Consider the following 14365-nt stretch of genomic DNA (forward strand, 5'->3'; position numbering starts at 1 on the left):
CACCATGCAAACCCAAACCACCACCGCATCCCCGTACTACCTCGGCATCCACTCCCTCGCCGACCTCGCCACGCGCGGTGATCGCGTCTGCGTGCTCAACATCCTCGGCGGCGAGTCGCGCCAGGTCACGCCCACCAGCCATGCCTTCTCTGGCGGCAACGTCGTGTTCGGCACTTCGCCCGGGCGCAGCGGCCAGTCGCTCAAGACGCCGGTCGGCAACATCCCCGTGTTCAACAACGTGCGCGAAGGGCTGGACGCCGGGCACAGCTTCAACACCGGCGTGGTCTACCTGCCGCCTTCGGGTGTGCGCGATGGCGTGGCCGAGCTGATCCGGGTGAATCCGGAATTGAAGAAGGTCGTGATCATCACCGAGAAGATCTCCGTGCACGATGCGCGCGAGATCCGCGCGATGGCGCAGCAGCGCGGCGTGGACATCATCGGCGGCAACTGCCTTGGCGTAGCCGACTCCTGGAGCCGCACCCGCATCGGCGGCGCGCTCGGCGGCGACCATCCCGACGAATCGCTGGTGCAGGGCACGGTCGCCATCTTCTCGAACTCGGGCGGCTTCACCAGCACCATCGCGCAGTACCTCAGCACCGAAGGGTGGGGCACGACCACGCTGGTCTCCTCCGGCAAGGATGTCTACATCCACTATGCCGCGCGCGATTTCGCCCATGCCTTCCGCAACGACGGGCGCTCGCGCGCCGCCGTGCTGTACGCCGAGCCGGGTGGCTACTACGAGCACGACATCGACTTCGGCAAGCCCGTGGTGGCCTGCGTGGTCGGACGCTGGAAGTCCAGGCTGAGCCGTGCCGTCGGCCACGCCGGCGCCATGGCTGGCTCGGGCGACCGCGCGGAGGACAAGGAGCGCTGGTTCATGGACGCCTTCGGTGTCGATGGCCTCTACACGCCGGAGAACCCGGTCGTCTCGCGCAAGGGCGCGGTGGTGACCAACATCGCGCACATCCCCGCCGCGTTGACGGCGGTGATGAAGCTCAACGGCGCGCAACCCGATTTCGCGCGGCGCGGCAGCCTGGCCCTGAAGCCGTGGATGGCCAATGACCAGGGCATCACGCTGCCCGAGGCGCTGGCCCTCAAGCCCGTCACCGCGCCCGCGCCCTATGCCGCGCAGATCGCCGACATCGGCGCGCAGGTGGGCGCGGTGATCGCACGGCAGTACATGAAGGACCGGTCCGGCGCGTCGGTGATGGATGCGAAGACGCAGGTGACCTCGGTGCATGGCCGGTCGGTGCTCGAACTCGCGCTGGAGCCGCTGCAGGCCAACTTCGCGCTGCCGCTGGTGCACGAGGTCGCGGGGCCGAACGAGCGCGCCCTGCTCGACATTGCCGTCGCGGCCGAAGTGAACCTGGTGGGCGACCCGATCCTGGTGGCTGCCGATGCGGCGCGCGACGGCGGCAATTCGCCCAACACGGTCATGGCGGCGGCGGTGGCCATCGTCGGACCGCGCCGCGTGCAGCGCACGCTCGCATGCAGTCGCGCGCTGATCGACCTGTTCGCCGGCTCGGGCCTGAAGGATGGCAACGACGAGGGCTTCGACATCGGCCAGCTGAAAGTCGATGCGGCCGTGCGCGAGTTGTTCATGGCCGGACCAGAGGAGGCCGACGACCCGCGTCCCGAGGCAATGCTGCAAGCCGTTCGACAGCGCGGCGCCAAGTCGGTCTTCCTGCGCTTCGTGCAGTCGCTGGGCGGACGTCCCTCGCGCGATGCGCTGCTGGCCGCCATCGCCACGACCATCGCCTGGGGCCCGCTGGTGCGCAAGCGCATCAGCCGTCTCACGGCGGAAACCTTGCCGTGGTACTTGCGCCTCTATGGCGTGATGGTCGGTGCGTCTATCCCAGGCGAACAGCACCAGGCCGGGTCGCTCTGCGGCATCTCGCGCGAGGAACGCTTCCGCCGCTGGACCATGGCCGACCTGTGCTTCCTGGCCATCACCGGCAAGAAGCCGACCGAGGACGAATCGCGGCCCTTGCAGATGCTGATCGGCTTGCTGATCTCCAATGGCCCGGGCTCCATCTCCGCGCAGGGCGCCAAGGGTGCAGTGGCCGCGGACGGTCCGCAGACACCGGGCCGCGTGCAGATCAACAAGGCCATGGCCGGCTTCCTCACGCACACCGGCTACAGCCACGGTGGCAACGGCTTCGAAGGCATGGCCTTCCTGTTGAAGCAGTTCAAGGACAGCGGGCTGACCGACCCGACCGATGCCTCGCACGGCATCGACCTGAAGGCCATGGCGGCGGCCTTCGCCAGGTTGTACAAGGCCGACAAGCGCGCCGCGAAGGAACTGGGCAGCGAGACACCCGCCTTGCCGGGCGTGCACCACCCGGTGTTCAAGGGCAAGCCGGTCAACCACGACCCGCGCGAACGCTTCATCGCCAGCTACATGGCGAAGCGCGGCGACTACAACATCTTCCACGCCTACTACCTCGAACTGGTGCAGGCGCTGCATGCCTGCGGCGCCACGCCCTACGTCTTCTGCGTCAACGTCGACGCGGTCATCGCGGCGCTGTTGCTGGCGCTGCTGTGGAAGGACTACAAGGCCGGCGCGCTGACCGAGCGCGACCTGGAGGCTGCTGCCTTCACGGTCTTCCTCTACGGCCGAATGATCGGCGCCGCCGCCGAGATCGACGACCACTTCAACCGTGGCCGGAACATGGACACGCGCACGCCCGAGGCGTCGTGTTCCTTCGTGATGTGACCTGTTGCTGGAGACTTCGATGAACACCCCTTCCACTCCCTCCGCGCAGCCTGCTGAAAAGTCGGCGCTCGAAAAAGCCACGATGCGGCAGGTCGCCTGGCGCACCTTGCCCTTCCTGATGCTGTGCTACTTCATCGCGTACGTGGACCGCGTGAACGCCGGCTTCGCGGCCCTGCAGATGAACCATGACCTCGGCTTGTCGCAAGCCATGTTCGGACTGGGCGGCAGCCTGTTCTTCATCGCCTACATCCTGTTCGAGATACCCAGCAACCTGGCGATGCAGAAGTTCGGCGCACGGCTGTGGATCGCCCGCATCATGGTCACCTGGGGCGTGGTGGGCGGATTGGCGGCCTTTGCGGTCGGACCGTACAGCTACTACCTGGGACGCTTCCTGCTCGGCGCCGCCGAGGCGGGCTTCTTCCCGGGCGTCATCCTGTACCTGACCTACTGGTTTCCCAAGGCGTACCGCGGCCGCATCGTGGCCACGTTCATGGTCGCGATCCCGATCTCCAGCCTGCTCGGTTCGCCGATCTCCGCTGCGCTGCTCGGCACGGATGGCTGGCTCGGCCTGCGCGGCTGGCAATGGCTCTTCATCCTGGAGGCGATTCCCGCGGTGGTGCTCGGTGTGGCGGTGTTCTTCATCCTGCCGAACCGCCCGGACAACGCCAGGTGGCTGACCCCCGAGCAACGAGACTGGCTCAAGCAGCGCCTCGAAGCCGAAGCGCGGCAGGCCGGCCCGGTGGCCCACATGTCGGTCCTGCAGATCCTGAAGAACAAGTACGTGCTGGCGCTCGCCGTCGTGTATGCCGGCAGTTCTGCGACCAGCAATGCGCTGTCGCTGTGGCAGCCGCAGATCCTGAAGTCGCTGGGGCTCACCACCATGGAGACCGGCCTCATGAACGGCATTCCCTTTGCCATCGCGTCCATCGTCATGGTGCTGTGGGGCCGCCGCGCCGACAAGTCGGGCGAGCGCATCTGGAACACGGCATTGCCGCTGGCGCTGACTTCCGGCGGCCTGCTCGCGACCCAACTGGTCGGCGGCTCGCTCGCATTCACCATGGTGCTGCTGACCTTCATCCTCGTCGGTACCTATTCGATCAAGGGGCCGTTCTGGGCCCTGTCGACCGAATGGCTGTCGGCCAGCACCGCCGCCGCAGGCATCGCAGCCATCAACATGCTGGCCCACATCGGCACCTCCGGCGCGACATGGATGCTGGGCGCCATCAAGGACGCGACCGGCAGTTATCCGCTCGCCCTGTTGCCGCTGGCGCTCCTGACGGGGCTGGGCGCGGTTATCGTCCTGTGGATGGGACGCAGCCAGTCCCGAGACGCCGCATCGGCACCTGCCATGCCCTTGCCCGCCGCGACGTCGTCCAGCGTCGCTTGAAGAAAACCAACCCAGGGAGAAATGCATTGAACACTTTCACCATGACCCGCCGCAGCGCCGTGCGCGTGGGTGTTGCACTGCCCGCCGCGTCGATGCTGCCGCTGGCGGCCAGGGCGCAGGCCGCCTGGCCCGCCAAGTCGATCCGCCTCGTGGTGCCCTTCGCGCCGGGCGGCAGTTCGGAGATCGTGGCCCGCGCCGCGGCGAGCGAGATGAGCAAGCTGCTCGGCCAGAGCGTCTACGTCGACAACAAGCCCGGCGGCGCGGGCAACGTCGCGATGAGCGAGGTGGCGCGGGCCGAAGACCAGCACACGATGGTGCTGGGGCACATCGGCACCATCGCCGTGAACCCGTTCATCTTCGCCAAGCTGCCCTACGACCCGGACAAGGCCTTCCGTCCGATCTCGCTGCTGTCCAAAGTGCCCAGCCTCTACGTCGTGCGCAACGACCTCCCCGCCAGGAACCTCACCGAGTTCATCGCGCTCGCCAAGGCCAAACCGGGCACGCTCAACTATGGCTCCGCCGGCAACGGCAGCGCGGGACACCTCGCCTTCGAATACCTGAAGATGGTGAGCAACACCTTCCTCCTGCACGTGCCTTACCGCGGCACCGGTCCGCAACTCGCCGACCTGATGGGCGGCCGCGTCGACGCCGCTTCGGTCGGCGCACCGGCCGTGATGGCCTTCATCAAGGCCGGCAAGCTGCGTTGCATCGCCACCGGCACCAGCCAGCGGCTGGCGCAACTGCCGGACGTGCCGACGGTCGCCGAGCAGGGCTTTCCCGGTTTCGAGATGACGCAGTGGTACGGCCTGCTGGCGCCGGCTTCGCTGCCCCAGGCTCACGCGCACAAGCTCTCCACCGCCGCCGCGCAAGCCATGAAGGAGCCGGCTGCGCAGAAGCTTCTGGAGTCCGAAGCGGCCATTCCGGTGGGCAGCACGGCCGCCGAGTTCGCCCGCTTCATCGAGAGCGAGAAGAAGCGCTGGAAGCCCGTCATCGAACGGGCGAAGATCAAGGCGGATTAAGGGGAACTCTGTCGGACTGACGCGGGGCAGGCCGTTGCTCCGGCCGATCCCCGTCGGCAGCGCCCGGTTTGATGCGCATGACCTCGCGCAAGCTTGCCGCGCGGCCCGTTCGAGCGCACGCGGAATCGGCTCCGCAGGACGCGCCGCCTTTCATCGCTCTGCAATCCTTCCTCCCTAGAATGAAAAAAAACGGAGGCGAAGATTAACTACAAGCGCACGATGATCCGAGGCGGGGCTCTCCTGGTTGGCGGGGGTGTATTGCTGGCGAGCCATGTACAGGCCGGCGGCCACTTCGACGTGGACGACGCCGGCACCTTGGACCCTGGCCAATGCCTGGTCGAGGTCTGGGCCAGCCACACCGACACCAGCCCGGCGCTCAACGGCCAGCACCTGGGGCCGGCCTGCCGGGTCGGCCCGGTCGAGGTGGGGCTGAACCTGGACCGCTTTGCACGCTCCGGCGATCGCAGCCAGGTGTTCGCCGGGCCGCAGGTGAAATGGACGTACTACGGCCAGGCGGCCGATGCGCCGCTGAGCGCCGCCTTGGAGGGCAACCTGGTCTTCGACGTGACGGATGGTGCGCGCACCGGCGGCCAAGTCCTGTTGCCCGTGACCTGGCGTGTCACGGAGCCCTTGCAGTTTCACTTCAACCTTGGCATGGACTGGGCGCCCATCACGGGCAAGCCAACCGCGCGCGGTGGTGCGCAGATCGAATACGCGCTCAACCCCGCCTGGTCCGTGATTGCCGAGCACAACCGGGCTTTCAACCTGTGGACCACGCGCGGCGGCGTGCGCTACAGCTTCACGCCCCTGATCAGCCTCGATGTCACGGCGGCACGCATCGGCACCGGATCGGACCGTGTGCATTCCTTCTTCGTCGGGCTCAACTACGAATTCACGCGGCCCTGAGCTTCAGGGGATCAGGGCCGGCAGGGACTGGTCCGATATGCGTTGCTGCTCGGGCGTCAGGGCCGAATACAGCTTGCCGATCGTGTCGCCCAGCTTCTGCAGGCGTGTGGCGCGGTCCTGTGCGTCGGCGGCGCGTCGTTGCACGGCCAGCAGCGCGGACTGCGCGTCGTCTTCTGCCGGTGCGCGTGCCGGGCCGGCGTGCACGGTCATGTCCCAGATCTGGTCCGACATGCTGTCCCAGAGCTTGCCCTGCTCCGGCGTCAGTTGCATGCGCGTGCGCAGGTCATAGAGCTTGTCGTTGACCTGGCTCGCCCGCGCTTGCGGGCCCGGCGGCGCCTCGCCGGTGCGCGAAGTGCCGGTGGTGTCGGCGCCGTGGCCGCGGCGGCCGCCGCCACCACCACCCATGCCACCGCCGCCCATGCCGCCATACTGCGCCAGCGCCTGGCCACCCAATGCGGCCAGCAAGAGTGCAATGCCGATCGATTTCTGGAAGTTCTTCATCGTCCGGCGATTGGAGAGCGCGAAATGATCGCGCCGGTTGCGCGGCGGTAAAGGCGCGGTAAAGCCCTTGCGCCAAGGGCTTGCCAGGTCGGCCAGCCCGGCTTCATCCCCCGCGGCCGAGGTCGTATCAATCGACCTCGGCGCCCTCGACCAGGAAGCGCACGCGCCGCACGCCCTGCCATTCGTCGGCATCCAGGCGAAAGGCCAGCTTCACTCGCGAGGGCAGCGGCTCGGTATGGCTGAACCACATGCCGTCCACCGGCTGGCCCTGGTGCCGCAGCTTCAACGCCAGGTGCTTCTCGCCCACCAGACGCTGCGAGATCACTTCGACCTCTTCGCTGAAAGTCGGCGGCGCGAAGCCTTGTCCCCAGACCTCGCGGTGCAGGGTGTCGACGAGGTCCACGCGCATGTACTCGCGCGCCAGCGGACCGTCGGTCTCGATCTGGCGGGTGAGCGCGGCGGCGGCGAGCCACTCGCGGGCGACCTGCGCCATGCCTTGCTCGAAGGCGTCGAAGTGTTCCCGCGCGATGGTGCAACCGGCCGCCATCGCATGGCCGCCGAAGCGCAGCAGCACGCCCGGATGCCGCTTGGCCACGAGGTCGAGCGCGTCGCGCAGATGAAAGCCCGGGATCGAGCGGCCGGAGCCCTTGAGCTCATGCGACTTGCCGTCGGCCGCGCTGGCCGCGAAGACGAAGGTCGGCCGATGGAAGCGGTCCTTGATGCGCGAGGCCACGATGCCGACCACGCCTTCGTGGAACCCGGCATCGAAGACGCTGATGGCCGGCGGCGGCAGGGCGCCCTCGTCGATCAGCGACTCGGCCAGGCGCAGCGCCTGGTCGCGCATGTCGCCTTCGATGTCGCGCCGCTGGCGGTTGATGCCGTCGAGCGTGCGGGCCAGCGCGTCGGCGCGGCCGGCGTCGTCGGTGAGCAGGCATTCGATGCCGAGCGTCATGTCGGCCAGCCGGCCGGCCGCGTTGATGCGCGGGCCCAGCGCAAAGCCGAAGTCAAAGGTCGTGGCCACGGCGGAAGCCCGGCCGGCGGCCTTGAACAGCGCGGCCAGCCCCACCGGCATCTGGCCGCCCCGGATGCGGCGCAGGCCCTGGGCGACGAGGCGGCGGTTGTTGGCATCGAGCTTGACGACGTCGGCCACAGTGCCCAGGGCCACCAGCGGCAGCAGCACGTCGAGCTTGGGCTGGGGCAGGGCGGATGCCGCGGCTGCACCCTGGGCCAGTCCGGCGCTGGGCGCCGCGTCGAACACGCCGCGCGCGCGCAACTCGGCGCGCAGGGCCAGCAGCACATAGAACATCACGCCGACGCCCGCGATGCTCTTGCTCTCGAAGCCGCAGCCGGGCTGGTTGGGATTCACCAGCACGTCGGCGGCGGGCAGTTCGGGGCCGGGCAGGTGATGGTCGGTGACAAGCACGGCCAGGCCGCGCGCCTTGGCCGCCGCCACGCCTTCCACGCTGGCGATGCCGTTGTCGACTGTGATCAGCATGTCGGCGCCGGTAGTCGCGACGCGCTCGGCGATCGGCGGCGTGAGGCCGTAGCCATCGATCACGCGATCGGGCACGAGGTAGCTCACATGGGCCGCGCCCAGCAGCCGCAGGCCGCGCACGGCCACGGCGCAGGCGGTCGCGCCGTCGCAGTCGTAATCGGCCACGATGCACAGGCGCTTGCTGTCGCGGATGGCGTCAGCCAGCAGCACGGCCGCCTCCTGCGTGCCGCGTAGCGTGGCGGGCGGCAGCAGGCGCGCGAGGCCGTCGTCCAGTTCATCCTTGCCGAGCACGCCGCGCGCTGCATACAGGCGCGCCAGCAAGGGATGCACGCCGGCCTGCTCCAGCGCCCAGACGCTGCGCGGCGGGATGTCGCGGGCAATGATCTTCATAGCGCCTCGAGCACTGCCGCCGCGCGCGGGCGACTGCCGAAGGTGCGCTTGACCCAGCCGGAGAAGCCGCGCTGCTGCACCGAGAAGCGCTGCGCCGCCGAGTCGCCGCACAGCGTGAGGGCCACGTCGGCGCCGCCTTCGCAAGTTGCGAGCAGTTCGGCAACCGGCCCGGCATCGATGGCCTGCCAGGCCGCGGCCCAGGCGTCGCCGTCGTCATGCAGGGCGGCGTCGCGCAAGGCATCGACGATGGCCGGCCCGGCGCCGTCCGGCTGCACCGACGCCGGCAACGCGCCCGTACCGCTCAGCCAGAAAGAATTGATGGGCGGCAGTCCGCGCGCCGTGCGCTGGTCGTTGACGCGCTCGGTGTAGAGCAGCATCTGCACCTCGTTCTGCAAGCGGCGCAGCGGCCGGCCGGCATCGGTGATGTGCGACCACTGTGCGATCGAATGGCCGATGGCGCGGTCGAGCGAGGCGGTCGGCAAAGCGCGGAACAATTCGCCGCTGGCGAGCCATCGGCCCGGCTCCGGCGTGACATGCAGGCCGATGCCGTCCTCCTCGAACAGTGGACGGGCCGCGTCGAGCAGGGCCTGCGATTCGGCCGCTTCGAGATGCGTCTGGGCCGGGTCGCCCAGCACCACGTCGCTGACATCGACCTGCCAGTTGCACAGGTCGATCCAGCCCCAGGCGGTATCGCCGTCGCTGCCCGGCAGGCCGAGCCGACGTGCATCGCGGGCCGCCCATGGGATGCAGCCGTCCGCGGCCTGGAGGCCCAGTGCGGCGGCGAGTGCGCGTTCGTGCGGCGGTGAAAAAGCGGTGTCGTCCTGCGTGTCGGTGCCGGCGGACGCGAGCCGCGCGAGCAAGGCTTCGAGCCTGGGCAGCCGAAGGCCGGGCAATGCTGCACGGCAGGCGGGGGAACCGCGGCCGGCAAAGGGGATCAACAAGTGACGCACTGGAGTGGTTTCGACCATGCCTGCATTGTCCCGCTGAATCGACACCCATCCCGATGCGCCTGCAGGGCCATGGATGACAGGGGCGCCTCATCCGGGATGCCACAATTCCACGATCATCCATCCCCACGCCGGGCATTGCGTGTAACGCCCGGCGCAACACAACCGATATGAGTCTTCCCTACGAACTGCAACTCGGCTGGCGCTACACGCGCGCTGGCCGGGCGACGCGGCGCAACGGTTTCATTTCCTTCATCTCCGGCGTGTCGATGCTCGGCATCGGGCTGGGCGTGGCCGCGCTGATCATCGTGCTGTCGGTGATGAACGGCTTCCAGAAGGAGGTGCGCGATCGCATGCTCGGCGTGGTGTCGCACATCGAGATCCTGTCGCGCGACGGCCAGGGCCTGCAGGGCATCGACCAGATCATGGAGGCCGCGCGCAAGAACCCCGAGGTGATCGGCGTTGCACCCTTCATCGCGACGCAGGCGCTCGTCGCACGTGGCGAGGACATGAAGGGCACGCTGGTGCGCGGCATCGAGCCGAAGCTGGAGCCGCAGGTCACCGACTTCGCGACCACCGCCCAACAGGGCGTGCTCGACAAGCTGGTGCCCGGCGAATTCGGCATCGTGCTCGGCGGTGAACTGGCGCGTTCCTTGTTCGTGCGCGAAGGCGACCAGGTCACGCTGGTGGCGCCCGGTGGCCAGGTCACGCCCGCGGGCGTGGTGCCGCGGCTCAAGCAGTTCACGGTGGTCGGCACCTTCGATTCGGGCCACTACGAATACGACTCGGCGCTGGCCATGATCCACGAGCAGGATGCGCAACGCGTGTTCCGGCTCGAAGGCCCAACCGGCATCCGCATCAAGCTGAAGGACCTGAACAAGGCGCGCGACGTGGCCGACGAGCTTGCGGCCACCTTGCCGGGCAGCTTCCTGGTGCGCGACTGGACGCGGCAGAACAAGACGTGGTTCGCGGCGGTGCAGGTCGAGAAACGCATGATGTTCATCATCCTCACGCTGATCGTCGCGGTGGCCGCGTTCAACCTGGTGTCGACGCTGGTCATGACCGTGACCGACAAGCGCGCCGACATCGCCATCCTGCGCACCTTGGGTTCGAGCCCGCGCAGCATCATGGGCATCTTCGTGGTGCAGGGTGCGATGGTGGGCGTGATGGGCACGCTCGGCGGGCTGCTGCTGGGCCTGGGCATTGCCTACAACATCGACGTGATCGTGCCGTGGCTGGAGCATCTGTTCCACGCGAGCTTCCTGCCGAAGGACATCTACCTCATCAGCAAGATGCCGAGCGACCCGCAGCGCAGCGACATCCTGCCGATCACCATCATCTCGCTGATCCTCGCGTTCGCGGCGACGCTGTACCCGAGCTGGCGCGCGAGCCGCGTCAACCCTGCCGAGGCGCTGCGCTATGAGTGAGACACCGAAGGTCGTGCTGTCCGGCACGAGCCATCCCTACATCCGCCCGGTGCTGCAGGTGCGCGGGCTGACCAAGCGCTTCCATGAAGGCCGCATCGACCTGACCGTGCTGCATGGGGTCAACCTGGACGTGCGCGCGGGCGAGACGCTGGCCATCGTCGGCGCCTCCGGTTCCGGCAAGAGCACGCTGCTACACCTGATGGGCGGGCTCGATGCGCCCACCGATGGCAGCGTGGAACTGCATGGCAAGGACATCGCGAAGGTCGATCCCGCCGAGCAGGGGCGATTGCGCAACCAGCACCTGGGCTTCGTCTACCAGTTCCATCACCTGCTTCCGGAGTTCAGTGCGCTCGACAACGTTGCGATGCCGCTGCGCATCCGGCGCATGGCGCCATCGGCGGCGTATGAATCCGCGTCGAAGATGCTGGCGGCGGTGGGGTTGGCGGAGCGTGTGCAGCATCGGCCGGCGGAGCTGTCCGGCGGCGAGCGCCAACGCGTTGCGATTGCACGTGCCCTCGTCACGCAACCCGATTGCGTGCTGGCCGATGAGCCGACCGGCAACCTGGACCGGGGCACGGCCGATGGCGTGTTCGCGTTGATGCTCGACCTGGCGCGCCGGCACGGCACTGCGTTCGTGATGGTCACGCACGATGAGTCGCTGGCGAAGCGCTGCGACAGGGTGCTTCGACTGGTGCAGGGCCGGCTGGCGTAGCCGCCTCGCTATTCCCAAGGATTCAACAAGCTTACGCCGGTGCCGGCGAAGTCGCCGACATTGCGAGTGACAACAGTGAAGCCGTGCGCAAGCGCGGTGGCCGCGATCATCGAATCCCGATAGCTCTTCGGATCTGGCACGTGCATGCGCGCGCATCTGATCGCAGCGTCCTCTGTAAACGGCAGGATGCGTCCTTCGAAAGCGCGGCGCATGGCATCGAACCACGCCCGCAGCGCGGCACCCGCTGGCGGTGTCTTGCGCTCCAACTGCAAGATGCCTTTCTCGTGTTCCAGGACGGTCACAGCCGAGAGAAAGAACTGACTTTCCGGAATGCTTGCCGCCCAGGCCCGTACGCTGGGTGAAGCATTGGGCTGGCCGGGTCGCAGTTCGGAGAGAACGTTCGTATCGAGCACGAACATCAGTCGAACTCTGCCGCCTTCAGTTGGATGTCGGCGCGCGGGGCTTCGAACTCGATGCCTTCGGTGCCGGGCAGGCTGTCCATCAATTCAAGAAGGGACATTTCGCGCTTGCCGGCGAGTCTGTAGTACTCCTCGATCCGCAACAGCGCAAACGCCGGTCGGCCGCGATCAGTGATGAAGACGGGGCCCTCGGAAGCCGCGCGCTTTGCCGCGCCCACATCGCGTGTGAAATCGCGGCTCGAAAAGGTATGAGGAGTTGACATGAGGCCCCCTGAAATCAACAATGTCTGTATGTTATGACATTGAATGGCTGCGCGCAACCAAGGGGGCGAAAGGCTCAGCCCTTCGGCTTGTACGCAATGCAATCGATCTCGACCTTTGCATCCACCATCAGGCGCGCCTCGGTGGTCGAGCGGGCAGGGCGGCCTTCGCCCTTGAAATAGCTCATGTAGACGCGGTTGAAGGCGCCGAAGTCGCGTGCGTCGTGCAGCCAGCAGGTGGTCTTGCAGACGTCGTCGAGCGTGGCGCCGCCGAGCGCGAGCGCGGCCTTCAGGTTCTCCATCACCTGGCGCGTCTGCGCCTCGATGCCGCCGACCACGATCTCGCCGTCTGCATTGACAGGCACCTGGCCCGACACATAGATGAAATCGCCCGCGCGCACGGCGGGGGAGAGCGGGCGGACCTGGCGGTCGGAGGCGGTGGGCGAACCGCCCAGGAATTCGAGGGGCATGGGAGTCTCCAGTGGATGATTTGAAATTCTATTTCAGAAATATCGTGCGAACATAGGGTAAATCCGCATGATTTGGCACGGATGATGCATCAAAGTCTGCGTCGTGAAAGTTTTTTTCAGAACGACAGCCCCCACCAAGGAGTTCCCGATGTTCGATGCCAGCCTTCTGCGTGCAGTGCACGCGCCCACCAAGCGCGCCTTTGTCGGTGCGTCCCTGCTCGCGGCCCTCTGTGTCGCGATGCCTGCAAAAGCCCAGGCGCCGCGCAACTACGCGACGCTCGCGATGGTCGCGGAGCCGCAGACGCTCGACCCCATGGCATCGACCGCCGACTTGGTGGGCACCATCATGCAGCACGTCTACGAAACGCTCTACACCTTCGATGCCAAGTGGAACGTGGTGCCGATGCTGGCCGAGTCGCTGCCCAAGGTCTCGGCCGACGGCAAGAGCTACTCGATCACGCTGCGCAAGGGCGTCATGCTGCACAACGGCCGCGAACTCAACGCCGACGACGTGGTGGCCAGCCTGCAGCGCTGGATGGAGCAGTCGCCGCGCGGCAAGGCGGTGAGCAAGGAGATCGACAGCATCAAGGCCAAGGGCCCGCAGGGCGTCGAGATCGTGCTGAAGGAGCCCTATGCGCCGCTGGTGTCGCAACTCGCGCTGCCCAGCGGCATGGCCGCGATCATGGCCAAGGACTCGATCGCCACGCCGCTGAAGGACTTCGTCGGCACCGGCCCCTACAAGTTCAAGGAACGCAAGCCCGACCAGTTCGTGCTGCTGTCGCGCTTCGACAAGTACAGCCCGCGCAAGGAGCCGGCCAATGGCTACGGCGGCAAGCGCGAGGCGCTGATCGAGGAACTGCGCTTCGTGCCGGTGCCCAATGCGAGCACGCGCGTCGAAGGCTCGCTGGCCGGCCAGTACGACTTCGCCGACCTGCTGCCGGTGGAAGCGCTGCCGCGCCTGGAGAAGGCCGCCGGCAAGACCGTGCCGATCATGACGCCGGCCTTCGGCTTCCCGTACCTGGTTCTCAACACCAAGGAGGGCGTGGCCGCCAACCTCGGCGTGCGCCAGGCGATCCAGACTGCGCTCGGCGAGGGCGAGATGCTGGCCGCGGGCTTTGGCGACCAGCGCTTCTTCGCCGTCGAGCCGAACCACTTTCCCAAGGGCTCGCCCTTCTTCTCGACGACCGGCGCCGACCAGTACAACCAGCGCAACGCACCCAAGGCCAAGGAAGCCGCGGCCAAGGCCGGCTACAAGGGCGAGCCGATCCGCATCCTCACCAGCCGCCAGTACGACTTCCACTACAACATGGCGCTGCTGATGCAGGAGCAACTCAAGCGCGCCGGCTTCAAGGTGGAGATGAACGTGGTCGACTGGGCCACGCTGGTGCAACGCCGCAATGACCCGAAGCTGTGGGACATCTACGTGACCCATTCGGGCCAGTTCCCGGAGCCGATGCTGTCGCCGCCGCAACTCGGCGACGGCGCGCCGGGCTGGTGGGACACGCCGGCCAAGAAGGCGGCGCTCAACGCCTTCAACACGCAAAGCGATCCGGCCAAGCGCGGCGCGCTCTGGGGCAAGGTGCAGGAAGTGGTCTATGCCGAGGTGCCCTACATCAACGTCGGCAAGTTCAACGGCCTGTCAGCCAAGAGCCCGGCGTTGGACAACTACCAGCCCGCGACCTGGCCGTTCTTCTGGAACGCAAAGATCAAGTAAGC

13 protein-coding genes are annotated in these 14365 nt (G+C 67.5%); 7 read left to right on the plus strand and 6 right to left on the minus strand.

Annotated features, from left to right (window positions below; genetic code table 11):
* The first annotated feature begins 4 nt into the window (after positions 1 to 4).
* The 4 genes from HCU76_RS00115 (at position 5) to HCU76_RS00130 (ending at position 6028) form a co-directional block, all read left to right on the plus strand.
* Positions 5 to 2716 (plus strand): CoA-binding protein, encoded by a 2712-nt coding sequence (locus tag HCU76_RS00115; protein WP_218508128.1) that lies wholly within the window; start codon positions 5 to 7, stop codon positions 2714 to 2716.
* 19 nt (positions 2717 to 2735) lie between these two features.
* Positions 2736 to 4103 (plus strand): MFS transporter, encoded by a 1368-nt coding sequence (locus HCU76_RS00120; RefSeq protein WP_218508129.1) that lies wholly within the window; start codon positions 2736 to 2738, stop codon positions 4101 to 4103.
* Positions 4104 to 4144: 41 nt separating this feature from the next.
* Entirely contained in the window at positions 4145 to 5122 is a 978-nt protein-coding gene (locus HCU76_RS00125) for a tripartite tricarboxylate transporter substrate binding protein (protein ID WP_213955213.1), read from the plus strand.
* A 219-nt stretch (positions 5123 to 5341) separates the two neighbouring features.
* A complete protein-coding gene (locus HCU76_RS00130; RefSeq protein ID WP_256353884.1) occupies positions 5342 to 6028 on the plus strand; it encodes a hypothetical protein in 687 nt (228 codons plus the stop codon).
* A gap of 3 nt (positions 6029 to 6031) precedes the next feature.
* On the opposite strand, the gene HCU76_RS00135 is transcribed toward HCU76_RS00130, so the two are convergent.
* From HCU76_RS00135 to HCU76_RS00145, 3 genes are all read right to left on the minus strand, one after another.
* Complete coding sequence (locus tag HCU76_RS00135) at positions 6032 to 6529, minus strand: Spy/CpxP family protein refolding chaperone (protein WP_213955053.1); 498 nt, start codon at positions 6527 to 6529, stop codon at positions 6032 to 6034.
* 127 nt (positions 6530 to 6656) lie between these two features.
* Positions 6657 to 8414, minus strand: coding sequence for a single-stranded-DNA-specific exonuclease RecJ (gene recJ / locus HCU76_RS00140; protein WP_218508130.1), 1758 nt, complete (start codon positions 8412 to 8414; stop codon positions 6657 to 6659).
* Positions 8411 to 9382, minus strand: a complete 972-nt coding sequence (locus HCU76_RS00145) for a hypothetical protein (RefSeq protein ID WP_218508131.1) — start codon at positions 9380 to 9382, stop codon at positions 8411 to 8413. The genes recJ and HCU76_RS00145 overlap by 4 nt, the downstream gene beginning before the upstream one ends.
* A 149-nt stretch (positions 9383 to 9531) precedes the next feature.
* Between HCU76_RS00145 and HCU76_RS00150 the strand changes: the two genes are divergently transcribed.
* Complete coding sequence (locus HCU76_RS00150; protein ID WP_213955050.1) at positions 9532 to 10788, plus strand: lipoprotein-releasing ABC transporter permease subunit; 1257 nt, start codon at positions 9532 to 9534, stop codon at positions 10786 to 10788.
* Positions 10781 to 11500 (plus strand): lipoprotein-releasing ABC transporter ATP-binding protein LolD, encoded by a 720-nt coding sequence (gene lolD, locus HCU76_RS00155; RefSeq protein WP_213955049.1) that lies wholly within the window; start codon positions 10781 to 10783, stop codon positions 11498 to 11500. The genes HCU76_RS00150 and lolD overlap by 8 nt, the downstream gene beginning before the upstream one ends.
* Positions 11501 to 11508: 8 nt before the next feature.
* Here lolD and HCU76_RS00160 read toward each other — a convergent pair whose 3' ends face one another.
* From HCU76_RS00160 to HCU76_RS00170, 3 genes are all read right to left on the minus strand, one after another.
* Positions 11509 to 11922 (minus strand): type II toxin-antitoxin system VapC family toxin, encoded by a 414-nt coding sequence (locus HCU76_RS00160; protein ID WP_256353935.1) that lies wholly within the window; start codon positions 11920 to 11922, stop codon positions 11509 to 11511.
* A complete protein-coding gene (locus HCU76_RS00165; protein ID WP_371319731.1) occupies positions 11919 to 12137 on the minus strand; it encodes a type II toxin-antitoxin system prevent-host-death family antitoxin in 219 nt (72 codons plus the stop codon). Before HCU76_RS00165 ends, HCU76_RS00160 begins: the two co-directional genes overlap by 4 nt.
* 119 nt (positions 12138 to 12256) lie before the next feature.
* Positions 12257 to 12649 (minus strand): RidA family protein, encoded by a 393-nt coding sequence (locus HCU76_RS00170; protein ID WP_213955047.1) that lies wholly within the window; start codon positions 12647 to 12649, stop codon positions 12257 to 12259.
* A gap of 148 nt (positions 12650 to 12797) precedes the next feature.
* Between HCU76_RS00170 and HCU76_RS00175 the strand changes: the two genes are divergently transcribed.
* Positions 12798 to 14363, plus strand: coding sequence for an ABC transporter substrate-binding protein (locus HCU76_RS00175; RefSeq protein ID WP_213955046.1), 1566 nt, complete (start codon positions 12798 to 12800; stop codon positions 14361 to 14363).
* The last annotated feature ends 2 nt before the right edge of the window (positions 14364 to 14365 follow it).

It is taken from the genome of Variovorax sp. dw_308, assembly GCF_019207085.1.
In the GTDB taxonomy this organism is placed as follows: Bacteria; Pseudomonadota; Gammaproteobacteria; order Burkholderiales; family Burkholderiaceae_C; genus Variovorax.